Source organism: Pseudomonas sp. 21LCFQ010 (assembly GCF_024129905.1).
Classification (GTDB): domain Bacteria; phylum Pseudomonadota; class Gammaproteobacteria; order Pseudomonadales; family Pseudomonadaceae; genus Aquipseudomonas.
Map to the genome: position 1 here is coordinate 127,082 of NZ_JAMYDZ010000001.1, position 22,824 is coordinate 149,905.

Consider the following 22,824-nt stretch of genomic DNA (forward strand, 5'->3'; position numbering starts at 1 on the left):
TCAGTGAGCGACTCTGGCAAACATCTTCACAGCGTCCACCGCGTGATTGGTGCCCTCGCTGATTCGCACGATGACCGAGCCGGCCTGGTCGGCGAGGTCAACGCCCTTGATCGCGTTGTTGCGGGTATTGTCCATGCTGTCGATGGCCTGGCGCGTTTCGTTCTGGATCATCCCGATCATCTCGGAAATCTCCGCCGTCGAGCGGCTGGTGCGCCCGGCCAATTGCCGGACTTCGTCGGCCACCACAGCAAAGCCACGGCCCTGATCACCCGCCCGTGCCGCTTCGATAGCGGCATTGAGCGCCAGCAGGTTGGTCTGCTCGGCAATGCTGCGAATGGTATTGACGATGGCCGTGATCTGCTCGGAGCGTGCGCCCAGTTGGGTGATGATCTTCGACGAATCTTCGATGCTCGATGAGATCTGGCGCATTTCCTGGGCAGCCTGCTGAATCACTTCGGTGCCGTGTTCGGTGACTTTGCGGGTCTCGACCGAGATGTGATACGCCTGGGCGGCACTGCTTGCATCACGTTCGTGCTGCTCAATACGCGGGGTGATATCGGCGGCGAACTTGATCACCTTCCACAGCTTGCCGCTGGCGTCGTAGATCGGATTATAGGTCGCCTCCAGCCAGACGGGCTGGCCGCTACGGCTGACACGCTTGAACTGGCCGCTGAACGATTCTCCCTTGTTCAGGCGTCGCCAGAAATCGGCGTATTCGTTGCTGTTGCTCTGCTCCGGCGGGCATAGCATGCGATGGTTCTTGCCGATCAGATCGGTTTCGCTATAGCCCATGGTGCGTGTCAGATTGTCATTGACGGCCAGAATCCGGCCCTCAAGGTCGAACTCGATCACGGCCATGGCGTGGTCGATGGCTTCGAGCTTACGGCGCGCCTCGTTGTCGGCCTCGATTCGTACCGTGACATCGGTGGCGTATTTGATCACCTTGGTCACTTTGCCATTAGCATCGCGCACCGGGTTGTAACTGGCCTCAAGCCAGACGATGTGGCCGTCGCGGGCGACACGGCGGAAGGTCGAAGAAACGAACTCGCCGTTACGCAGGCGTGACCAAAGCCGATCGTACTCGCTGCTGCGGCCATCTTCAGGCGTGCAGAACATCCGGTGCTGTTTGCCAAGGATATCTTCGCGGCGATAGCCCATGGCGCTCAGGAAGTTGTCATTGGCATCGAGCACGACACCGTTCAGATCGAACTCGATACTGGCCATCGAGCGGTTGATCGCCTTTAGCAGGCTGGCCTGCTGCTCGACGAGCTGTTGCAGGGCAATAATTTCTTTAGTGTTTGATTTGAAGAACATAGCGGCAAGCTCACGAAGCGGCAGGCTCGGGTCCGGTCCATGATGATGCGAACAGGTTCGCATGCTTGTCCGTGTGCATTGAGCGCACTATAGATGGCACTTTGCTGCTTTGTACAATGCAATTTGTCTGAAGTTAAAAGATGTTAAGAGAGTTGCTCAAATCCCCCGGTCACTGTGAAAAATAGTGCGTTGTAGTGATGTGTATGAGGGAACGATAACTCATCCAGCCTGTCACTTTGCATCCGGGTGTGGTGAGCTTGAAAAGGGCAGGGGTATTACCGGTGCCAGCAAATGCCAGATGCATTTTATGGTCTTGCAGCTTGCCGGCCGGGCACTCTGGTCGAGTCGCGGCGAACTCCAGCCTTTTTGCACATTTTTTGCGCAATTGTTCGGCATAGATGGGTCAAACGGGTTGCCGACTGAGCATGGCAGCCGTAGACTGCCGCCCCTCTTGAGTGGAGTGCAGGGCGGTGCCTTTAAAAGCCATGGCGTCGACACGCCACGCCAAGGCCTCTCCAGACCGGCTAAATGCACGTTTTTATTAGAGAATTCAATGACAAAGGACCAGTTGCTGGCCATGCCGGCCGATGACTACATGAATGCTGAACAGCACGGTTTTTTCACCGAGCTGCTGCAATCGATGAAGGTTGAAATCCACGAGCGTATCGAAAAGAGCCGTGTTGCCATCGAAAGCCTGGACACCCCGGCAGATCCTGCCGACGCTGCTTCTGTTGAAGAAGAGCGTCACTGGCTGGTGAACTCCATCGACCGTGACCAGCGCATGCTGCCGCAACTGGAAATGGCCCTGACCCGTATCGCTGATGATTCTTTCGGCTGGTGCGATGACAGCGGCGAGCCCATTGGCCTCAAGCGTCTGTTGATCAGCCCGACCACCCGTTACTGCATCGAAGCGCAGGAACGTCACGAGTCAATTGACAAGCACCAGCGCCAGTACTGATCGCTCAGTGCTGAGGGGGACCTGACCGGGAGGCAAGCAACTGCCTCCCGGTTTTGTTGTGCCTGCCGTTTATCGTTTTTTACTGCGTTGTATTGATTCGGGCCGGATGTACCACTAACGAACCATGGCAAATAGCCTGTTCGTGGCGTTTAATGTTTTTCAATAAGAAAAACGACAGGTGGAGGGATCATGACCGACAACGTAGCCTATGCAGGGAAGCTGGCAGAGCCCGGCGTGCAGGCCCCCGTTTCACACGTATTCGCGCCCTTGTGGCTGGCACTGACACAAAGCCTTGGCATTGTCGTGCTACTGGTCGTCACCGGGTTGAATCTATTGCCCGTGTGGCTCGCAGCACCGTTGGCTGTTGCGCTGATCTGGCTGCCCCGGTTGCGCAAGCGCCAACCGGCATCGGCCCCTGAGGCCGCAAGCGCCAGTGACATCACCCGCCTGACCCGCGACCTGTCATTCACCACCAGCCATAACGCGTTGTCCGCCGCCAGTGTGTCCTTTTCGGTGCGGCAACTCGCTGGCCGGATTCAATCGCAGCTCAAGGCCGCCGAGCAGGTGGTGGGCAGTGCCGAAGTGATGATCGCCACCGAACAGCAGGCTGCGCAACTGAGCCAGCAGGCCCTGAGTGCAGCCAGTGAAGCGCGGCAGAGCAGTGAGGCCGGGCGTACGGTACTGGTTGAGTCTATCGAGTGCATGCGCCGCCTGAGTCAGGGCGCAGTGGACAGCCGCCTGGTCATCCAGGCGCTGAGCCAGCGCAGTGAAGAGATCCAACGGGTCGCTCAGGTTATCCAGTCGATTGCCAGCCAGACCAACCTGCTGGCACTCAATGCCGCCATTGAGGCGGCGCGGGCCGGCGAGCACGGCCGAGGTTTTGCGGTGGTCGCCGATGAAGTGCGCGGCCTGGCGGGGCGTACGGCGACGGCGACCGAGGAGGTCGGGCAGATGGTTGCCGATATCCAGCAGCGGACCACCCAGGTGGTCGCGCAGATCCAGCAGTTATCCGTCGATCTCGACACAGGCGTACGTCAGGTCGAGGACACTGGCCAGCATCTGCAACGCATCGCCAGCCTGGCCGCCGACGTCGAAGTTCAGGTCAGCGAGATTGCTCAGGGCACGCAGATCAATCAGGAGCAATTGGGCAGCCTGTTTGGATCCATCGAACACATGCGCGCCGACCTGTCGGTCAGTAACCAGCAGACCCGCCAGCTGGCCGACTCTGCCGTGCAGATGGAAGGTCAGGCAGAGAGCATCAGCCAACGCCTGGCCGAGGTCGGGCTGGATGATTACCACCAGCGTATCTACGATCTGGCCCGCGAAGGCGCTGTGCAGATCGGCGCCCGCTTCGAGGCTGATATCGCCAGGGGCGCGGTGAGCCTGGATGATTTGTTCGACCGCAGTTACCAGCCTATCGCCAAGACCAGCCCGCCGCGCTTTCATACCCGCTTTGACGGCTACACCGACAAGGTGCTGCCGGATATTCAGGAGCCCTTGCTCAAGCGCCATGAGGGGCTGGTGTTTGCCATTGCCTGCACCCAGCAGGGTTATGTGCCGACCCATAACGCGGCTTTCAATCAGCCATTGACCGGCGACCCGGCAGTGGACACCGCGCGCAATCGTAGCAAGCGCAAGTTCGATGACCGCACCGGAATTCGTTGTGGTAGCCATCAGCAGGCGGTGCTGTTGCAGACCTACACCCGTGATACCGGTGAGCTTATGCATGATCTGTCGGTGCCGATCATGGTCAAGGGGCGGCACTGGGGTGGATTGCGTCTGGGGTATCGGCCCGAGCAGGCATAACAGCCTTTTTGAAACCGACTTGCTGGCAGCCTGGCCTGTGTTTTTTAAAGGCACCCCCCATAGGGGGGGGCTGGTCAGCCAAGGTTGTTGTAATTGATAACAGCTAAAGAATTATTGGGCGTGGGGTGTGTAGGAATTGGTTTAATTGTGTAGGAATATTCTGAAATATCTATGACTGCTTGACTGTCGTGTCACGTTGAGCAAGCTGTTTGTATGCGCAGAAAAAAGGCGCCAATAAATAGTTTGCAGTCGACGCATCTAAGGATGGATACACGATGAATACTACAGCACATGTAAATGTACACCCTGATACTGCGCAAGTTACCCGGTTCCCTGTGACCGTGCGGGTCGGGCTGTTTTTCGATGGCACCGGTAATAACCGGGTCAATAGCGGTATCGCCGCCCACTGCCGCGAACAGATGCAGGCCGGCCAGCAGGAGCATACCCGCGAGTGCGCCGGGCGCCACGCCGGGTCACACGGTAGTTACACTAACGACTACAGTAATATCGCTCGTTTGTTCGAACTTTATCGTAAACAGGCCGTTGCCCGGCGTGAAACGGATGGCTGGAAAGTTTACTGGCCGGTGTATATCGGCGGGGTCGGCACCACCTCAGGCGGGCGCGATTCGCGTTGGCCTGGGCAAAGTCTGGGGCGCGGCAGCACCGGGGTGCTGGCCAAGGTCGACAAGGCGGTCAGTCGGCTGGCCGAGTGCCTGGCGCTTTTTGCGCTGGATAATCCGGGGTGTGTAATTGATGTTCTGGAACTGGACATCTTCGGCTTCAGCCGCGGCGCCGCATCGGCCCGCCATTTGGTCAACGAGATTCTCAAGCAGGAGCGCGGAGCGCTAGGCCGTCTGCTGGCCGATACGGCACTGGCCTGGAGCCCGACTTTCGGCTGGCAGCAAGGCAGTGTGCGGATCATGCTGGTCGGCCTGTTCGACACGGTTGCGGCAGTAGGCGGCTGGCGAGACCTGGGCAATGTGCGCGACTCTCATAACCGTCGGGTCAATCTGTATCTGCCACCTGGCTGCGCCAGGCAGGTGCTGCATCTGGTGGCACGGGACGAGTGGCGGCGCAATTTCGCCCTCAACAGTATTGCGCCGGGCTGGGAGCGGGAGATTGTGCTGCCGGGGGCGCATTCGGACATTGGCGGTGGCTACCATCAGTTGACCTACGAAGAGGTCCTGATGAGCCGCCCGCACACCAGTGTGGTTGGCCGGGATGTCCGTGATGAGGACAGCCCGGCCTGGCGAGAGGCTGAGGCAGACTTGCAGGCCATGGATGCCGCGTATTGGGTTGACCCTGCTGATCCACACGCCTGCCTGCAGGTGCAAAGCTCAACGGTGGCCAGTGCCAGGCATGCCGCAGGTTCCGGGGGCCGCCTGGTGATGGCCACCGTCTGTATGCGGCGGCAGGTCTGCGGGCATCTTTCGCGCATTCATTTGCGCATCATGCACACGCTGGCCTGTGATGAGGGGGTGCCCTTTGAAGCCATTGGTGATAGCCCTGACCTGGCGTTACCGCAGGCGCTCGAAGATATCTGCAGGCGCCTGATCGGTCAGGCGCGGGGCGATACCGTCGGGCTGACGCCAGAGCAGCAACAACTGCTGCGCTGGCGCTATATCCACCACTCTGCCCACTGGGAGCCGCTCATCGGGACGCTGGGCGGACTGGGCGATGCATTGTTCGTGCATGCACCCCAGCCTGGGGGGCGTAAAATTCACCCTAATGTCGCCCCGTCCGATTATCCGTATTAAAGCCAATGCCGTTCACTTAGGTGCCTTATGCCCCGGTGGGAGCCAGCTTGCTGGCGAAGACGGCAGCACATTCGCAGCAGAGGCTATGATTTGACTGGCCTCTTCGCGACCAAGGTCGCTCCCACAAAGGCAAGCATTGCGCGTGGCATCGGCGCTTTGTCAAACCGGCGGCAGATGCAAGCGCTCATTGAGTTCATCGACCACCAGAGCCCAGTCGTCATCGCTGCGCAGCTTTTCTTTGAGCAACTGGGCCTGGGCCGGGGTCCAGAACTCGGCATCGATCAGTTTGATCCCGTCGGGCAGCGAGTGATTCGCGATGAAGGCTTCAATGCTCGCCTCGTCGCTCTCAAGGCCCAGTTGGGCGAACAGGTCGGGCAGGCTAGGGTTTGGCAGTTCCATGGTCTCTCCTGAGCGTAATGTGAGCAGTTGTTGAGTATCCGATTGTCCCTGGGCAGGGGAGTTCGATCAAAAATGGCAGATAGGGCAACAATGAGCAGGAACTGTATACACACTCTGGATGCCATAGTTGTGCGCAGGCGGTAGAATCGCCGCCTGCCTGCCTGCGTCGTCAACTGCAGCGCACCAGCAGGTGCCCATCAGGAGTTTCAGCCGCCAGACGGCCACATAGGAGTGATAACAATCGGTTGACTGCCCTGGCATTGTCAGAGCAGTTCATTTTTCAGTTCGTTGGGGGTTTGTACTTTGGCTGTAAGTAACCTGGATACGCACGCCTTGTTCGTGCTTGGTGATCTTCGTGCAAAGTTGGTAAAGCAGTTTCAATCGCGCTTCGTCTATGTCGCCGAGCAATCGCCTGATGGCGTCTACATGGCTGAGATCGATACCGAAAGTGCGCTGGTGGTTGATGACAAGCCTCGGCTTGAGCTCAAGGTAGGCGACCACTTCCGTGCTGCCGTGTTGCCCAGCCGCGAAGGCGGCAAACTCGAGCTGCGCTTTCGCGATATCAAAATGACAATCTATGGGCTGGGGGAGTACGCGTTCGTCGACACGCCTGCCGGCCACGGCATCGTTTTCAAGGAAGGCCATGGTGTCATGCTGGTCTTCGCCGCTACCGAACAACTGCAGACCGGCCTGACCCAGACCCTCAAAGCCGCCATCGCCAAAGCCGCCAAATGGCGCAAAGGCGAACTGACCTTTCGTGCCAGCGAGTAACTGACTGCTGCAAGTTTGAGATCCTGCTTTCGCTTTTTGGGTTTCGTGCCGAGCAAGCGCCGCTGTGCCAAAACGGCATATCGGCGCGTAACGGCGATGCGGCGAGGATCAGGGCGTCGCGCTGAGGACGGGTCAGACTTTGGTCTGCGTGGCTGAAGCCGCGCCTACGCCTGCTTGCTGTCCGGTCGGTCACCACTGACCTCCGGCGGTACGTCCTCACCCGCCATCCGCTTGCGAAACAGGCTGGTTCGTGCCAGTAGCAAGGTCGTCACCGGCACGGTAATGGCCAGCAGAATCGGAATCAGCCAGGCGTGCAGCACCGGCCCGGACTTGAGCGCCGAGAAATACACAATCGACGCCAGCGCCACACACCATGCACCGATTGTCGACGCCAGTGCCGTGGGGTGCATGCGCTGGAAGAAATCCTGCAAACGCACCAGGCCGATGGCACCGGTCAGGGTGAACAGGCTGCTGGTCAGCAACAACAGGGCGGTAAGCACCTCGACCCAGAAGGGAACATCGTAGGTCATTCGATCACCTCACCACGCAACAGGAACTTCGCCAGGGCGAAGGAGCCGACAAAGCCAAACAGCGCAATCAGCAGCGCGGCCTCGAAATACGTGTCGCTGGCATAACGGATACCCAGCACCAGCATCATCAGCATGCCGATGATGTACAGATAATCCAGCGCCAGCACCCGATCCTGCGCCGACGGTCCGGTGAACAGACGCCACAGCGTCAGCACCATGGCCAGGGCAAATATCGACAGGCTGATCAGAATCGTCACACTGAGCAAGGCACTCATTGGAAAATCTCCATCAGGGGGCGCTCATAGTGGCTCTTGAAATGCTCGATAAACTGCGCCTCATCCTCCAGATCGAACACATGCATCAGCAAAATGCTACGGTCCAGCGCCAGTTCCGACCAGACCGTGCCGGGTACCACGGTGCAGACCATGGCCAGCGCCGCCAGGCCGTGGGCGTCATGCAGCTCCAGCGGCACCTTGACGAAGGCCGAGCGCGGCGGCCGACGTTTGAGGGCCCATACCGAACGCGCCACTTGCAGGTTCGATATCACCACATCCACCCCCACCCGCAGGATGAAACGCAGGATGGTGCCGGGCTTGCGAATCCGCGCCGGCATTGGTCGCAGCGAGGCAAACATCAGCGGGGCCAGAAATGCCAGGATGGCGCCGAGCAGAATGTGCCCGGCACTGAGCGAGAGGTTCAGCAACAGCCACAGCGCCCATAGCGCCAGCGACAGGAACGGGGCAGGGAAGAAGTGCTTCATGGCTGCACCTGCGAAGTCTGAAGGGTTGGCCCCGGCACCGGGCGGGTCGCCATGACCGACTGGATGTACTGCTGCGGATCATGCAGGGTCGCTGCGGTGTCCTGGGTGTACTGCAACAGCGGTTCGGCCCGGAAGGTCAGGGTGATGCACAGGCCCAGCAACACCACAATCGGCAGGTACTCACTGTGGCGCAGCAACGGCGGGACGGTTTCAGTCGGCGTCCAGAAGCGTTGCACGCCCAGGCGGACGAACGACATCAGCGCTGCCAGGCCTGAGAAAATCAACAGCGCAATTAACAGCCAGGCCTCAAGTGACACGGGTTGATCCTTGGCGACATCCAGGCCGGACGGGTTGAGCAGGGCGCTGAGCAGGGTCAGCTTGCCGATAAAGCCCGACAGCGGCGGCATACCGATGACCAGCAGCGCGCAGGCCACGAAGCACAGGCCCAGAAATGCCATGGTCATCGGGATCACCTGACCGACCACGATATTTTCCTCTTCATCGAGGTTGACGCCACGGGGTGGGTGCAGGGACTCAAGATTGTGTGGCAACTGGTCGGCGTCCTCGTCCTCGCCGTACTGGTTGGCCGAGCGTGAACGCTCGATCAGTTCGCCGAGCAGGAACAGTGCGCTGAGTGCCAGCGTCGAGCTGACCAGATAGAACAGCGCGCCGGCGGTCAGGCTCGGTTGGGCGAAACCGATCGCCGCCAGCAGGATGCCGGCCGAGACCAGAATGCTCAGGCTGGCCATACGCTCCAGACGCTGGGCTGCAATCACCGCAATGGCTGCCGTGGCAATGGTCGCCATGCCGCCGAAAATCAGCCATTCACCGCCGAAGAACGCTGACTCGCCAGCATGGCTGGAGAACAGCAGGGTCCACAGCCGCAGCAAGGTGTAGATCCCGACCTTGGTCATGATAGCGAACATTGCCGCCACCGGCGCACTGGCGGCCGAGTAGGCCGGCACCAGCCAGAAGTTCAGCGGCCACATGCCGGCCTTGGCCAGAAATGCCGTGGCCAGGATCGCCGCACCGGCGTGCAGCAGGCCGCGATCGGCCTCAGGCACCTGCGGGATCTTGACCGCAAGGTCGGCCATGTTCAGCGTGCCGGTCACGCCGTAGATCAAGGCTGCGCCAATCAGGAACAGCGACGAAGCCAGCAGGTTGATGGCGATGTAATGCAGGCCCGCCGATACCCGCGCACGCCCCGAGCCGTGCAGCATCAGGCCGTAGGAGGCGGCGAGCAGCACCTCGAAAAATACGAACAGGTTGAACAGGTCGGCGGTCAGGAATGCACCGTACAAGCCCATCAGCTGGATCTGGAACAGCGCATGGAAACTGGTACCGGCCTTGTCCCAGCGCGCCAGGGCAAACAGCAAGGCGCAGACCCCGATGATCCCGGTCAGCACCAGCATCAACGCTGACAGGTGATCGACCACCAGCACGATGCCGAACGGCACGTCCCAGTTACCGGGCATGTACACGCCGATCGAGCCCATTCCGCCGCTTTCCTGAACCCACATCAGCAGGCGGATCGAGACGGCCAGGCCGAGCAGGGTCGAGAACAGGTTGATGCGCGCCTTGAGTGGGCGGTGCTTCTCGCCGAGCATCAGCATCAGCCCGGCGGTGAACAGCGGCAGCAGGATCGGGACAATGATCAGTTGGTTGATTGCACTCATGCTTTCGGCTCCCGGCCGTCGACATGGTCAGTGCCGGTCAGGCCACGGGAAGCCAGCAGAACCACCAGAAACAGCGCGGTCATGGCAAAGCTGATCACGATCGCGGTCAGCACCAATGCCTGGGGCAGCGGGTCGGTGTAGTGCAGCAGGTCATGCGGCACACCGTCCTTGATCACCGGCTCTTTGCCGATGAACAGGCTGCCCATACTGAAGATGAACAGGTTCACCCCATACGACAGCAGGCACAGGCCCATGATCACCTGGAAGGTCCGTGGGCGCAGGATCAGCCAGACGCCCGAGGCGGCCAGTACGCCGATGGCAACGGCAATCACTTCTTCCATCACAAGACTCCTTCTGGTGCGTGGACAGGCTGGCCCGGTGGCAGTGCGCCCACCGGCTTGGGCAGCGCGGTCGGGCGATGGCTACGCACCGCCTGGTGACCCAAGGCGGTGAGCATCAGCAGGGTCGAACCGACCACCACGGCGTACACGCCGATATCAAAAAACAGCGCACTGGCCACATGCATGTCGCCGAGCACCGGCAAATGCAGATGCGCGGTATGGGTGGTCATAAACGGGTAACCCAGGGCCATGGCGCCCAGGCCGGTGAGCACCGAGCACAGTAGGCCGACGCCAATCCAGCGTTGCGGACGCAGGCTCATGTGCGCCTCGACCCACTGGGTGCCGGCGACCATGTATTGCAGGATGAACGCCACCGACATCACCAGCCCGGCGACGAAGCCGCCACCGGGCTGGTTATGACCGCGCATGAACAGGTACATCGAGACGATGAAGGCAATCGGCAGCAGCAAGCGTACCAGGGCTGCCGGGACCATCATGAAGCCCAGTGCGGTGTCGCTGGCGCTGCGCGGGTTGACCAGGTCGGTGGCCACATCGCGGGCCAGCAGGCGCTGCTGGGCGGGCAGCGGGATGCTTTCTTTGGGCGGGCGGAAGCGCCGCAGCAGGGCAAACACGGTCAGCGCCACCACACCCAGTACCGTAATTTCACCGAAGGTATCGAAGCCGCGGAAGTCCACCAGCATCACGTTGACCACGTTGGTGCCGCCGCCTTCGGGCAGCGCTCTGCTCAGGTAGTAGGACGAAATCATGTTCGGTGTCTGGCGGGTCAGCATCGCGTAAGACAACGCCGCCATGCCGCCACCGACCAGAATCGCCAGGCTCAGGTCGCGCACCCGCCGGGTACGGGCCTTGAGTCGCGAACTGACCGTGGCCACTTCTTCGCTACGCCGTGGCAGCCAGCGCAGGCCTAGCAGGATCAGCACTGTGGTGACCACTTCGACCACCAGCTGGGTCAGGGCCAGGTCCGGTGCAGAGAACCAGACGAAGGTGATGCAGGTCATCAGGCCGCAGACACTGACCATGATCAATGCCGCCAGGCGGTGATACTTGCCTTGCCAGGCGGCGCCGATGGCGCAGGCAATCGCGATCAGCCAGAGCGTGACGAACACCCCGGAGCCGGAAATCTTCGGCCGGTCGCCCCAGCTCAGACCGCTGTAATACATCGGGATAAAGCCCAGCACCACGGCGGTGAGAACCAGTGCGAACAACTGCGGTTGCAGGCGGCGGGTGGTCAGCCGGCGTTCGACCCGACGCGCCCAGTGCATGGTTGCCACCAGCAGTTTTTCGAACGAGCGCTTGCCGTTGAGCCGGCCGATCAGCGGCGGCCCGCTAAAGCGCTCGTTGCGCAGCGGGTTGCGCAGCAACAAGTACAGCAAAATGCCGCCGCCCATCGCGATCAGGCTCATGATCATCGGCGCATTCCAGCCATGCCAGATGGCCAGGCTGTACTCGGGCAACTCTGCGCCGACCACCGGTTGCGCCGCTGTGGCCAGTATCGGACCCACCGACTGCGCCGGGAAAATACCAACCACCAGACACGCCATGACCAGCAGCTCGACCGGCATGCGCATCCAGCGCGGCGGCTCGTGGGGCGAGAGCGGCAGGTCCTTGGCCATCGGGCCGAAGAACACATCGACGGTAAAGCGCAGTGAGTAGGCGACGCTGAATGCACCGGCAATGGTTGCCACCACCGGCAGGGCGATTTCGACCCACATTGACGAGGTAATGAACACTGTTTCGGCGAAGAACATCTCTTTGGAGATAAAGCCGTTCATCAGCGGCACGCCAGCCATCGCCGCACTGGCGACCATGGCCAGCGTGGCGGTGTACGGGATCATCTTGACCAGCCCCGACAGCCTGCGGATATCCCGCGTGCCGCTCTCGTGGTCGATGATTCCGGCGGCCATGAACAGCGAGGCCTTGAAGGTTGCGTGGTTGAGGATATGAAATACTGCAGCGACGGTCGCCAGCGGGCTGTTCAGGCCCAGCAGCAAGGTAATCAGGCCCAGGTGGCTGATGGTTGAGTAGGCGAGCAGGCCCTTGAGGTCATTCTGGAAAATGGCGGCAAACGCACCCAGCAGCAGGGTGCAGGCGCCCGCGCCGCTGACGATCCAGAACCATTCCTCCGTGCCGGACAATGATGGCCATAGCCGGGCCATCAGGAATACCCCGGCCTTGACCATGGTCGCCGAGTGCAGATAAGCCGAGACCGGGGTCGGCGCGGCCATGGCGTGGGGCAGCCAGAAATGAAACGGGAACTGCGCGCTCTTGCTCAGTGCGCCGATCAGAATCAGCACCAGCAGTACCGGGTACAGGGCATGGGCACGAATCGCATCACCCGATTCCAGCACCCGCTCAAGATCATAACTGCCGACCACATGACCGAGCACCAGCATCCCTGCCAGCAGCGCCAGGCCGCCGGCGCCGGTGACCAGCAACGCCATGTAAGCGCCGCGCCGCGCATCGTTGCGGTGGTGCCAGTAGCCGATCAGCAGGAACGAAAAGACGCTGGTCAGCTCCCAGAAAAACACGATCTGGATAATGTTGCCGGAGATCACCAGGCCGAGCATCGCGCCCATGAAGGCCAGGAAAAACGCGAAAAAACGCGGCACCGGGTCATCCGGCGACATGTAGTAACGGGCATACAGCGACACCAGCGCGCCGATCCCGAGCACCAGCATGGAGAACAGCCAGGCAAAGCCGTCCATGCGCAGCACGAAGTTAAGGCCCAGGCTGGGCAGCCACAGATACTCCTCGCGGATCACCCCGCCATCGGCAATCTGTGGGTACCACAGCGCGACCTGTAGTGCGCCGCCAATGGCAATCAGGCCGGCCAACAGGGATTCCGCGTTGCGGGCGTTATGCGGCAGCAAAGCTGCCAGACAGCTGCCGATAAAGGGCAGAAGCAGTAGAACTATCAGGGACATAGGCTTCTAATCTGCAGAGAAATATTAAGCATCATACGTGCCAGATCGTTCATCACCAAACGCCGTTGCTCTGAAATTTCCTACAAGAAATGTCTGGAAATCAATGAGCTGTCACTGAAAGGACCAATCGGTCATGTCATGACGGCAGCAGGTGATGGCTGTCAGGTAACAGCTATGACCCTGAGGCCAGAGCCAAGGTGCCAACGACAGGCAGAGTATTTTCCGCAGATTGAGACAGTGTCATGAAGCTTGCGGTTTGACGGGCAGACAAGGGGCGATGGCCTTTTCGAGCGCGATCTTGACGGCCATGGCGTCACCGGGTTGTGTAGAGGTTTTAAACGGCCTGGCAACTTCGGGCAGCGTGGATTCCGGCATCTGACTGTCGCTTGCCATGATCGAAAATAATGTTTGTTGGGGCTGCGCGGTCAGCCAGCGGCGCAACACGTCGTACAGTGAAACGTCATGCCACTGGTCCGGGTTATCGATGATGCTGGTGATCTTTTCCAGCAGGTGCTTTTCATGGTTGTCGGGCATCTGCGCTTGTTCGATGGCTGGTTGGGTGCGGTAGTAGTCCAGCATTTGCCCGTAAATTCTCGTGTCGCCGCGGGTCAGGCTGTACTCCAGCATCGCTTCGGCTACGACCCGACGTCCCCAGACCTCCCTTTGATCATAGGATTCAGACCAGGCGGCTCTGCGTTCGTGAAGGGTGAAGGCACCGCTGTCATCGTAAGTAATGGCGGCAAGCAGTTCAGGCGACATGCCCTTGAACGGGTTTGGACCTTGATTGTTTTTAAAGTCAGTGGCTCTGCGGGCCCGATCCAGAATCTCGGGGTCATCGCTATTGGGCTGTTCGGCGTCATTGATGGTATGGGGGGCGGCGAGACGCACGCTATGAATCTGGGTAAGCGCTGTTTGCGCTACGGCCCTTAACTGGTCGCGGTTCAGGCTGGCATCGCGATGCTTGGCGCGCTGCAAGGCGTCACTCAACTGGCGGGCCATGGGGGATATCTTGTCTGCACCAGGCTCATCGGATGTGGCCTTCAGGTTCTGGGTCAGGGTTGTGGATACTTGAGCAGGTTTGGCCGTTGGTGTCAGCGCTTTGCAGGCACTGTTCGAAGATGTGCAAGTAGTCAAGCCAGGCATGATTCACTCCCATGATAAAGAACATCGCAATTGCAAAGCCTGTTGTGGCTAAAACCAATGACGCAGGCTGTAGCCGCAACGGTCGTGTTGTTTATCTCATAGTGAATACGACACTCCATGAGTGGTCAGAGAAACTGGTCGAAGTTACCGTGACCGTACAGGTTGCATTACCGCTACCGATAGCCTTTTTGTCCCACTTTGGGACAGTGTTCAGTTTGCCACTGAACAGGCTGCCAGGGGCGACACTTCTGATGTACGAGGTTCTGAATTCACAGGCTTTATTACCCATGGTGTAGCGTAATGACGCAGTCGTTACGTCCGGAAGCGCGGCATTCATCACTCTGAAATCATTTGAACTCCGACCTTGGATCGATAGTGCTGGTGTCGGGCTCGCATGAGCTTGGGTCATGGCGCTTGTAGATTGATAGTACATCTCCTGATCACTGAGGTTTTTTACCGTGATATGTACCGGTGGCCCTGCTTGTGCCAGGTGGCTCGCAAGAATACTGCCTGCAGTCAGTGTGATCATAAAAGCGTTTTTAAAAATCATGATGGCATTACCCTGATTATTAGACTTGTTGTTTCATGGCAATAACAGATCGTGAGAGGCCGTTGTCTCTCGCCTTATCGGTTATGCGTGTCATTGGCCGGTTTTTTTAAATATCTAAGTCCCGGGTTTAATGTGCCGCTGGTGCGCGAGGCACAATTTTTAAAGTTGTTATGCAGTACGACAAAATATTGCGGAGTGACTTCATCTTGGGGTGGGTTGCGGCATTTGGCGATCAGATTTTTTTGACACAGCTTGTAGGGCATTTCCGAGATTTTCACTGTTCAAGTAAAAATCCCGGTAACCCTTTGTTTCGCCAATGTTTAAACCCACAGAGCAGAGGATGAAGCGCGACGGCCCGTTGCAGGCCGCCGTTGAGGGCTTGATTCAATCAGCAGAAAACGTCAGTCAGCCTTGGGCAATGCTTCGCTTGCCTGCTGTTGGTCTTCAGCCTTGCGCTTCTTCATTTCGCTGACGATCACCCCGGCGACGATCAGCGCGCCGCCCAGCAAGGCCAGGCCTGGCAGGCGTTCGCCGGCAAGGCGGCCGAGGATGCCGGCCCAGACCGGTTCGCCGGCATAGATAACGGTGGCGCGGGTCGGCGAAACGCTTTTCTGTGCCCAGTTCATGGCTACCTGGATCACTGCACTCATCATCCCCAAGCCGATGGCGGTGCTCAGCAGCAGCCAGGAAAAGTCTGGAATACGTTCACCGGTCGGCACCACCATTAAAAACGCCAGCAGTGATGCCGTGGCCAGTTGCACGACGGTGACCCGGCGTACATCGACCTGGCCGGCGTAGGCGCTGATCATGATGATTTCTGCGGCGATGGCCACAGCGCTGATGATGGTGGCGATTTCACCGGGGCTGAAATTCAGGGCTGCGCCTTGCGGGCCTGACAACAGCATCAACCCGCTAAACGCCAGCATGATGCCCAGGCTCGGCATCAGGCCGGGGCGGCGGCCGAGTACCAGCCATTGCAGCAGCGGCACAAAGGGTACGTACAGCGCGGTAATGAAGGCCGACTGGCTGCTGGGGATGGTCTGTAAACCGACAGTCTGCAAGCCATAACCGAGCATGATCGCAGTGCCGATAAACACCCCGGCGCGCAGTTCCAGCCAGGTCAGGTCGCGCAGTACCTTGAGGCTGAACAGCGCGACCAGTAGGGCTGCCGCCGCAAACCGCAGGCCGACAAAGAACATCGGTCCACTGACGGTCATGGCGTGTTGCACCAGCAGGAACGTACCGCCCCAGAGCATGGTGATAAAGATCAGGACGGCTTCTGCTTTACTGACTCGGGGCAATCGGTTGGGTAATTTCATTGCGCTACCGCTGTGGAACCTTGCATGGTGAGGGAAGGGCGGCCCACAATGCGCCGCAAGTTGAGCAGTATAATGCGCAAGCGCTTCGAGTGAGCAATATGATGCACAAAGATATTTCCCCGCGTGCCCCGGTGTTGCAGCATGTGGGTCTCAATGTTCGACGACTGCGCAATGCCGCTGGCATCAGCCAGAGCGCATTGGCCGACAAGTCCGGGGTCAGCCGGCGCATGCTGGTGGCCATCGAGGCCGGTGAGAACAATGTCAGCCTGGCGACCTTGGACCGGGTTGCCGAGGCACTGGATGTGGCGTTCAGTGACCTGATCCAGGCACCGGATGTGCACGACCATAGTCGTATCAATGAGCTGGCGTGGGCCGGCACCCAGCCAGGCAGCAAGGCTGTGTTGCTGTCCAAGGCGCTGGCCCGACGTGAGGTGGAGTTGTGGGAGTTCTGTCTGGAACCAGGCGATCGCTATGATTCCGAGCCTGACCCGGAAGGCTGGAGCGAGCAGGTGTATGTGATCGAAGGTCAACTGAGCCTGCGGCTGGGCAGCCATGAGCAGCCTCGGCAGATCGCGGCCGGTGAGTTCTTCATGTTCCCCAGCAACCAGACCCATTCATTCTGCAACGACGCTACGACACTGCTGCGCTTTGTGCGCAATGTCGTGTTATAGCTTTGTTTTTTTGCCTGGAGCACCTGAATGAGCCCTGACAGCGTCGATGTGCTGATTATCGGCGGCGGTCTGAGTGGCAGCCTGCTGGCCATGCAGTTGCTGCGCTTGCCGGGCCGGCGACGGATCATGATTGTCGAGTCACGCGCCGAACTGGGCCGTGGCGAGGCCTACAGTGCCACCGAGCTGGGGCATACCCTGAACGGCAACGCGGCACGCATGGGCGTCGAACCGGATAACCCGGATGATCTGAGCCAATGGCTGGCCGAGCATCTGGCTGCAGGCGGCTGGCCGCAAGCCCATGCGCAGCAGCTGCCGGTGGCCGAGCTGTTCCCGCCGCGCGGGTTGTTCGGCACTTATGTACAGCAGCGTCTGGAGCAGGCCCGGCGGCTGGGCGCCAGTCACGGTTCGACTGTCGAACACCGACGTGGCGAAGCGGTTGACCTGCAAGCGGCTGAGCAAGGCATGACGCTGACCCTCGACAACACCGACACCGTGCATGGCCGGGTGGTGGTGTTGGCCACCGGTATGTACGCGGCGGCGCGCACCCCGCAGCATCACAGCGAGGCGTTGGGTGCCGCCGCGCTGGATCCCTGGGGAATCGAGGCCATGCGCGGTCTTGATGCGCAATCGCGGGTGGTGATCGTCGGTTCCGGGCTGACCATGGTCGATGCCCTGGAGTCGTTGCAGCAGGCCGGGCATTGTGGCCCCATTCAGGTGATTTCACGCCACGGATTATGGCCTCATGTGCGTCGCCAGCCGCCGCAATGGCCGGACTTTCTCGCTCACGACCACAGTATCCGCAGTCCCTTGCAGTTGCTGCGCAGCCTGCGTCAGCAGTGCCGCCAGGCCATGGCCGCCGGCATTGACTGGCAGGCCCCGCTGGATACCGTGCGGGCGCATATCGGCCGCCTGTGGAGCCAGGCCAGTGATCGGCAGCGCCGGCAGTTCGTGCGGCATGTGCGGCCCTGGTGGGAGAGCCACCACCACCGCTCGCCGCCGCAGGGAGCTGCGTTGCTGGAGCGGCTGCTGGGCGAAGGGCGTCTGGGCATACTGGCTGCGACCCTGCTGGGTGTCGAGTCACGGCCCGGTGAGCCGTTGCAGGTGCGCATTCGGCGTCGCGGCGCGACACAGGCCGAGTTCATCAGTGCTGATGCCTGGATCAACTCCAGCGGTATTCAATACGATTGGCGTCGGGTCGACCGGCCCTTGCCGCGCCAGTTGCTGGCGCGCGGCCTGGTGCGCCCCGGTCCGCTGGCGCTCGGTATCGACGCGGATCCGGGCGGCGCGGTACGCGGTGCCGATGGGCAACCCTCGGCGTGCCTGTTCGCCATGGGCCCACCGCTGCGCGGATTATGGTGGGAAAGCACTGCAGTGCCGGACGTAGCCAGTCAGGCCAAAGCGTTGGCGGCGCGTCTGGTTGAGGTGTTGGCTTAACGGCTCTGGCAGGCACCGCAGGCCCCTGTAGGAGCGACCTTGGTCGCGAAGACGGCGGTACATTCGCAGCAGATGCGGTGACTTTACCGGCCTGTTCACGAGCGAGCGCGTGCCCACAGGGATTTGCGGCGCCTGGCCGAACAATATTGAACCTATGTCTGGTCCAGCAACTGCGGCCCTGCACCCTGGCTGCCCAGTTCGTCGCCCCAGTTACGCAGTGGGCAGGCCTGCATCGACAGGCAGCCGCAGCCGATGCAGCCGGTGAGTTGATCACGCAATTGCGTGAGTCCCCGAATGCGCTCGTCCAGCTCAACGCGCCATTGTTCTGAAAGTTTCTGCCAGTCAGTAGCGGTCGGCGTGCGGCCCTCGGGCAGTGCCTGCAAAGCCGCATGGATACTTGCCAGTGGCAGGCCCAGACGCTGGGCCACCTTGATCAGCGCGACACGGCGCAGCATCTCGCGGGGATAACGGCGCTGGTTACCGGCGTTGCGCTGGCTGCTGATCAGCCCTTTGCTCTCATAAAAGTGCAGTGCCGTGACCGCCACGCCGCTGCGCGCCGCCAGTTGCCCGACACTGAGCTGCTGTTGGGCCGGGGCGGGGGTCTTGTTCATGAGCAAATTCCTGCTTGACCTAAAGTTAACTCAAGGTTTTACCCTGCGCAGCCATTACCCGCAATCATCGCGCTCAGGGAGATGCCTATGCATGGCTACAGTCAACTTGTCGAATTCAGCGTCGAAGCTACTCAGCAATCAGCGCTGGTCACTGCCTTGGCGCAAGTAGATGAGCAATACACCAGCAGTTGCCCCGGATTCATGGGGGCGAGTGTGCAGGCCAGCGAAGATGGCAGGCGGGTGCTGCATCAGGTGCTCTGGCAATCACGACAGGCCTGTGAGGCGGCGTTGTCAGCGATCGAATCCAGCGTGTATGACCTCAACGGCCTGATTCGCCTGCATCGGGTCCGGGCGGCGAGCTTCGGCAGTTATCAGGTGCTTAATCACGTGCCGCCTCGCGTTTGATTTCAGACCGACAGGTTCAATACCCGATCGCCTTGTCGATACTGGCCGACCCGGCGTTTGTTGACGGTCAGTTCGCCCAGGCGAATCAGGTGGCTGCGGGTCACATTGCGGGTCAGGCCCAGCAGATTCGCGGTATGCACCTGATTTTGATGACAGAAGCGGTAGGCCGCACGCAGCAGGGCATCTTCGACCTTTTCATGCAGCGCGCCGGCCTGATCCTCGAACAGTTTGGCAAAGGCCTGAGCGAGTAGCTGCTCGGTCGTCAGATCGTTTGCCGCGCTTGCCGAAGGGCTCACTGACGGTGTGAGCTGGCGCTGCGAGAGGTGCAGGTCGTCGGCTTCGAGCAGGCCGTTACGACACACCAGCAGGCTGTGATGAATCACGTTTTCCAGTTCGCGGATATTGCCTGGCCATGGGTGTTGCCTGAGTTTGAGTTCGGCTGCGCGGGCGAGCCGTGCCGGTGCATGACCGAGGCGTCGGCAGTAGCTTTCGATGAAGTGCCGGGCCAGCGGCAAAATGTCCAATGGCCGCTCACGCAAGGGTTTCAGGACCAGGCTCACCACGCTCAACCGATAGAACAGGTCTTCACGAAACTGCCCGGCGCTGATGGCGTGGTCCAGTTGCACATTGGTGGCCGCCAGCACCCGCACGTCGATAGGCTGGCTCTTGCGTGAGCCCAGCCGCACCACTTCGCGCTCTTGCAGGACGCGCAGCAGCTTGACCTGCAGGGGCACTGGCAGGTCGCCGATTTCGTCGAGAAACAAGGTGCCGCCGTTGGCCGCTTCGAACCAGCCGGCTTTGGCCGCGTGGGCGCCGGTGAAGGCGCCTTTTTCGTGGCCGAACAGCTCGGCCTCGACCAGGGAGGCGGACAGCGCCCCACAGTTGACCGCTACAAAGGGTCCTGCACTGCGGCTACTGAGGGCGTGGATCTGCCGGGCGACCAGTTCCTTGCCGGTCCCGGTGGCGCCGATGATCAAGACACTGGCGTCACTGGGTGCGACCTGGCGGACATGCCCGAGCAAGGCCTGCGAGGCCGGGTCTTCGAACACCAGCGGCGGCGCAGGCAGCGCGCGGTCACGCAGCGGCACGGCCATACTCACTTCGCCTGCTGTGGCGGCAGGTCATTGGCGATCATCTCGCCGAACGGGCCGGTCAGATTGGTCACCCCACGCCCGGCCAGGCTGGCGTAGGGCTCGGGCAGCAGCGGGAACACCAGTTCAGCGAAGCGGTAGGCTTCTTCCAGGTGCGGGTAGCCGGAGAAAATGAAACTGTCGATGCCCAAATCGGCGTATTCCTTGATCCGTGCTGCCACCTCTTGTGGATTGCCGACCAGCGCGGTGCCGGCGCCGCCACGCACCAGGCCAACACCGGCCCACAGGTTCGGGGCGATTTCCAGATTATCGCGCTGGCCATCGTGCAGCGCCGCCATGCGCCGCTGGCCTTCGGAATCAAAACGCGAGAAGGATTTTTGCGCGGCGGCGATGGTTTCATCACTGATCGGCTCGATCAGGCTGGCAGCGGCCTGCCAGGCCGCTTCGCTGGTTTCCCGGACAATCACGTGCAAACGAATCCCGAACTTCACGGTACGCCCCTTGCGCGCTGCACGTTCACGCACATCGGCCAGCTTGGCGGCGACCGCAGCGGGGGGTTCACCCCAGGTCAGGTATACGTCGACCTGCTCGGCAGCCAGGTCATGGGCTGCGTCGGAAGAACCACCGAAATACAGCGGCGGGTAGGGCTGTTGCAGCGGTGGGTACAGTGCCTTGGCATTTTCCACATGCAGATGTTTGCCCTTGAAGTCCACCGCCTCACCCTGCAACACCCGGCGCCAGATCTGGAGAAATTCGTCGGTGACTTCATAGCGTTCGCTATGGCTCAGGTGAATGCCATCGCCGCGGTTCTCGTCCGGGTCGCCACCGGTGACCACATTGATCAGCAGCCGGCCGCCTGACAACCGGTCCAGAGTCGCAGCCATGCGCGCCGAGACCGTCGGCGAGATGATCCCCGGACGAATCGCCACCAGATAACGCAGGCGTTGGGTCAAGGGGGCCAGTGCCGAAGCCACTACCCAGGAGTCTTCGCAAGAACGGCCGGTAGGAATCAGCACCCCGTAGTAGCCCAGATCGTCAGCCGCCTGCGCGACTTGCTTGAGGTAGTTGAGCGTCACCGGGCGCGCGCCTTTGGTGGTGCCCAGATAGTGGCCGTCGCCATGGGTGGGGAGAAACCAGAAAACGTTCATAGCAGTCCTTCAGAGGCTGGGGTCGACCAATGGGTACTGTTGGCTGGCAGACAGTGGGTCAACAGAGCAGGGATCACCCAGTCTTTATACGGACGTATTTTTATTCCTCAAAATATCTTGGAATCATATTTTTATCTCTATATGGAATATATGGCGTTTTGAATGTTTTCTGGCTACTGACTGAACCGGGCACTGTTGCTGGAGCAACAGCCAGTTGGGGCGTTGGTCTCACAGGTGAAACTTTGCTGTTCGCCGGGCAGTCACCTCTGAACCAACGCGTGGGGAACAGGACAATGGCAAGGGCAATCTGGAAGGGCGCGATCAGCTTCGGTCTGGTGCATATCCCGGTGGCACTGGTGTCAGCGACCAGCAGCGAGGGCGTGGATTTCGACTGGCTCGACAAGCGCAGCATGGACCCGGTGGGCTACAAACGGGTCAACAAGGTGACCGGTAAAGAGGTCAGCGCAGAAACCATTGTCAAGGGCGTGGAGTATCAGAAAGACCGCTACGTGGTGCTCAGCGAGGAGGAAATTCGCGCCGCCCATCCCGAGGCGACCCAGACCATCGACATCTTTGGCTTTGTCGACAGCCAGCAGATTCCCTTGCAGCACATTGATACGCCTTATTACCTGGCGCCGGTGCAACGTGGTGAAAAGGTCTACGCCTTGCTGCGCGAGACCCTGCATACCAGCAACAAGGTGGCCTTGGCCAATGTGGTGCTGCACACCCGCGAGCATTTGGCGGCATTGATGCCGTTGGCTTCGGCGCTGGTGCTGGTATTGCTGCGTTGGCCGGAGCAGGTGCGTGATATGGATGAGACGCTGCAACTGAGCGAGGCGGTGACGGACGTCAAACTGAGTAAAGGCGAGCGGGATATGGCGAAAAAGCTGGTCAAGGACATGAGTGTCGACTGGCGGCCCGAGGACTACCGCGACACGTTTCAGGACAAGATCATGGCGTTGGTCAAGACCAAGGCCAAGCGCGGCAAATTGGAAGCCGTGGGTGGGCAAAGCCCGGATCCTGAGCGCAAACAGGCAGACGTGATTGACCTCACCGAGTTGCTGCGCCAGAGCTTGGCCGGCCAGAGCAGCCCGCGCAAGACCAAGGCGTCAGCCAGGGCTTCGGCCAAGCCTGCCGCCAAGTCCGGTGAGGCCAAACCGGCAAGCCCTGGCAAACGCCGCCGCGCCGGGTAGTG

20 protein-coding genes and 1 pseudogene are annotated in these 22,824 nt (G+C 60.5%); 8 read left to right on the top strand and 13 right to left on the bottom strand.

The features are described from left to right. Window positions 1-1,314 (bottom strand): PAS domain-containing methyl-accepting chemotaxis protein, encoded by a 1,314-nt coding sequence (locus NJC38_RS00630; RefSeq protein ID WP_045489980.1) that lies wholly within the window; start codon window positions 1,312-1,314, stop codon window positions 1-3. A 553-nt stretch (window positions 1,315-1,867) separates the two neighbouring features. Between NJC38_RS00630 and NJC38_RS00635 the strand changes: the two genes are divergently transcribed. From NJC38_RS00635 to NJC38_RS00645, 3 genes are all read left to right on the top strand, one after another. Further along, a complete protein-coding gene (locus NJC38_RS00635) occupies window positions 1,868-2,272 on the top strand; it encodes a TraR/DksA C4-type zinc finger protein (protein WP_045489981.1) in 405 nt (134 codons plus the stop codon). Between the two features lie 189 nt (window positions 2,273-2,461). Continuing rightward, window positions 2,462-4,078 (top strand): methyl-accepting chemotaxis protein, encoded by a 1,617-nt coding sequence (locus NJC38_RS00640; protein ID WP_253110331.1) that lies wholly within the window; start codon window positions 2,462-2,464, stop codon window positions 4,076-4,078. A gap of 275 nt (window positions 4,079-4,353) precedes the next feature. Then, window positions 4,354-5,835 carry a DUF2235 domain-containing protein gene (locus NJC38_RS00645; RefSeq protein ID WP_253110335.1) on the top strand — a complete coding sequence of 494 codons (1,482 nt, stop codon included), beginning with the start codon at window positions 4,354-4,356 and terminating at the stop codon, window positions 5,833-5,835. 159 nt (window positions 5,836-5,994) lie between these two features. Here the strand turns inward: NJC38_RS00645 and NJC38_RS00650 are convergent, their stop codons facing one another. Then, a complete protein-coding gene (locus NJC38_RS00650) occupies window positions 5,995-6,234 on the bottom strand; it encodes a DUF2789 domain-containing protein (protein WP_045489988.1) in 240 nt (79 codons plus the stop codon). Window positions 6,235-6,537: 303 nt separating this feature from the next. On the opposite strand from NJC38_RS00650, the gene NJC38_RS00655 reads away from it, so the two are divergent. Next, entirely contained in the window at window positions 6,538-7,005 is a 468-nt protein-coding gene (locus tag NJC38_RS00655) for a hypothetical protein (protein ID WP_045489990.1), read from the top strand. A 164-nt stretch (window positions 7,006-7,169) separates the two neighbouring features. On the opposite strand, the gene NJC38_RS00660 is transcribed toward NJC38_RS00655, so the two are convergent. The 8 genes from NJC38_RS00660 to NJC38_RS00695 form a co-directional block, all read right to left on the bottom strand. Further along, window positions 7,170-7,535 carry a Na+/H+ antiporter subunit G gene (locus NJC38_RS00660; RefSeq protein WP_045489991.1) on the bottom strand — a complete coding sequence of 122 codons (366 nt, stop codon included), beginning with the start codon at window positions 7,533-7,535 and terminating at the stop codon, window positions 7,170-7,172. Continuing rightward, window positions 7,532-7,810, bottom strand: a complete 279-nt coding sequence (locus tag NJC38_RS00665; protein ID WP_045489993.1) for a K+/H+ antiporter subunit F — start codon at window positions 7,808-7,810, stop codon at window positions 7,532-7,534. Before NJC38_RS00665 ends, NJC38_RS00660 begins: the two co-directional genes overlap by 4 nt. After that, complete coding sequence (locus tag NJC38_RS00670; protein WP_045489995.1) at window positions 7,807-8,295, bottom strand: Na+/H+ antiporter subunit E; 489 nt, start codon at window positions 8,293-8,295, stop codon at window positions 7,807-7,809. The genes NJC38_RS00665 and NJC38_RS00670 overlap by 4 nt, the downstream gene beginning before the upstream one ends. Beyond that, a complete protein-coding gene (locus NJC38_RS00675) occupies window positions 8,292-9,971 on the bottom strand; it encodes a monovalent cation/H+ antiporter subunit D (RefSeq protein WP_045489997.1) in 1,680 nt (559 codons plus the stop codon). The genes NJC38_RS00670 and NJC38_RS00675 overlap by 4 nt, the downstream gene beginning before the upstream one ends. Then, entirely contained in the window at window positions 9,968-10,312 is a 345-nt protein-coding gene (locus NJC38_RS00680; RefSeq protein WP_045489999.1) for a Na+/H+ antiporter subunit C, read from the bottom strand. Before NJC38_RS00680 ends, NJC38_RS00675 begins: the two co-directional genes overlap by 4 nt. Beyond that, window positions 10,312-13,257, bottom strand: a complete 2,946-nt coding sequence (locus tag NJC38_RS00685) for a monovalent cation/H+ antiporter subunit A (protein ID WP_253110337.1) — start codon at window positions 13,255-13,257, stop codon at window positions 10,312-10,314. Before NJC38_RS00685 ends, NJC38_RS00680 begins: the two co-directional genes overlap by 1 nt. Before the next feature lie 240 nt (window positions 13,258-13,497). Further along, window positions 13,498-14,400, bottom strand: a complete 903-nt coding sequence (locus NJC38_RS00690) for a hypothetical protein (RefSeq protein ID WP_253110340.1) — start codon at window positions 14,398-14,400, stop codon at window positions 13,498-13,500. Between the two features lie 951 nt (window positions 14,401-15,351). Then, window positions 15,352-16,269: a DMT family transporter gene (locus NJC38_RS00695; protein WP_253110342.1), complete on the bottom strand. Its 918-nt coding sequence runs from the start codon at window positions 16,267-16,269 to the stop codon at window positions 15,352-15,354. 101 nt (window positions 16,270-16,370) lie between these two features. On the opposite strand from NJC38_RS00695, the gene NJC38_RS00700 reads away from it, so the two are divergent. Then, the gene (locus tag NJC38_RS00700) at window positions 16,371-16,940 is read left to right on the top strand and encodes an XRE family transcriptional regulator (RefSeq protein ID WP_045490003.1); all 570 of its coding nucleotides are present in this window, start codon (window positions 16,371-16,373) and stop codon (window positions 16,938-16,940) included. Between the two features lie 27 nt (window positions 16,941-16,967). Beyond that, entirely contained in the window at window positions 16,968-18,374 is a 1,407-nt protein-coding gene (locus NJC38_RS00705; protein ID WP_253110345.1) for an FAD/NAD(P)-binding protein, read from the top strand. A gap of 152 nt (window positions 18,375-18,526) precedes the next feature. Here NJC38_RS00705 and soxR read toward each other — a convergent pair whose 3' ends face one another. After that, a complete protein-coding gene (gene soxR / locus NJC38_RS00710) occupies window positions 18,527-18,985 on the bottom strand; it encodes a redox-sensitive transcriptional activator SoxR (protein WP_253110348.1) in 459 nt (152 codons plus the stop codon). Between the two features lie 87 nt (window positions 18,986-19,072). Between soxR and NJC38_RS00715 the strand changes: the two genes are divergently transcribed. Further along, the gene (locus NJC38_RS00715) at window positions 19,073-19,390 is read left to right on the top strand and encodes an antibiotic biosynthesis monooxygenase (RefSeq protein ID WP_253110351.1); all 318 of its coding nucleotides are present in this window, start codon (window positions 19,073-19,075) and stop codon (window positions 19,388-19,390) included. 2 nt (window positions 19,391-19,392) lie between these two features. Here NJC38_RS00715 and NJC38_RS00720 read toward each other — a convergent pair. Continuing rightward, window positions 19,393-20,439, bottom strand: a pseudogene (locus NJC38_RS00720) (sigma-54 dependent transcriptional regulator); the annotation flags it as partial. A 47-nt stretch (window positions 20,440-20,486) separates the two neighbouring features. Beyond that, a complete protein-coding gene (gene ssuD / locus NJC38_RS00725; protein ID WP_045490008.1) occupies window positions 20,487-21,629 on the bottom strand; it encodes an FMNH2-dependent alkanesulfonate monooxygenase in 1,143 nt (380 codons plus the stop codon). A 293-nt stretch (window positions 21,630-21,922) separates the two neighbouring features. Here ssuD and NJC38_RS00730 point away from each other — a divergent pair, with 293 nt between their 5' ends. Continuing rightward, on the top strand, window positions 21,923-22,822 hold the full coding sequence (locus NJC38_RS00730; protein WP_253110354.1) for a Ku protein: 900 nt from the start codon (window positions 21,923-21,925) through the stop codon (window positions 22,820-22,822). The last annotated feature ends 2 nt before the right edge of the window (window positions 22,823-22,824 follow it).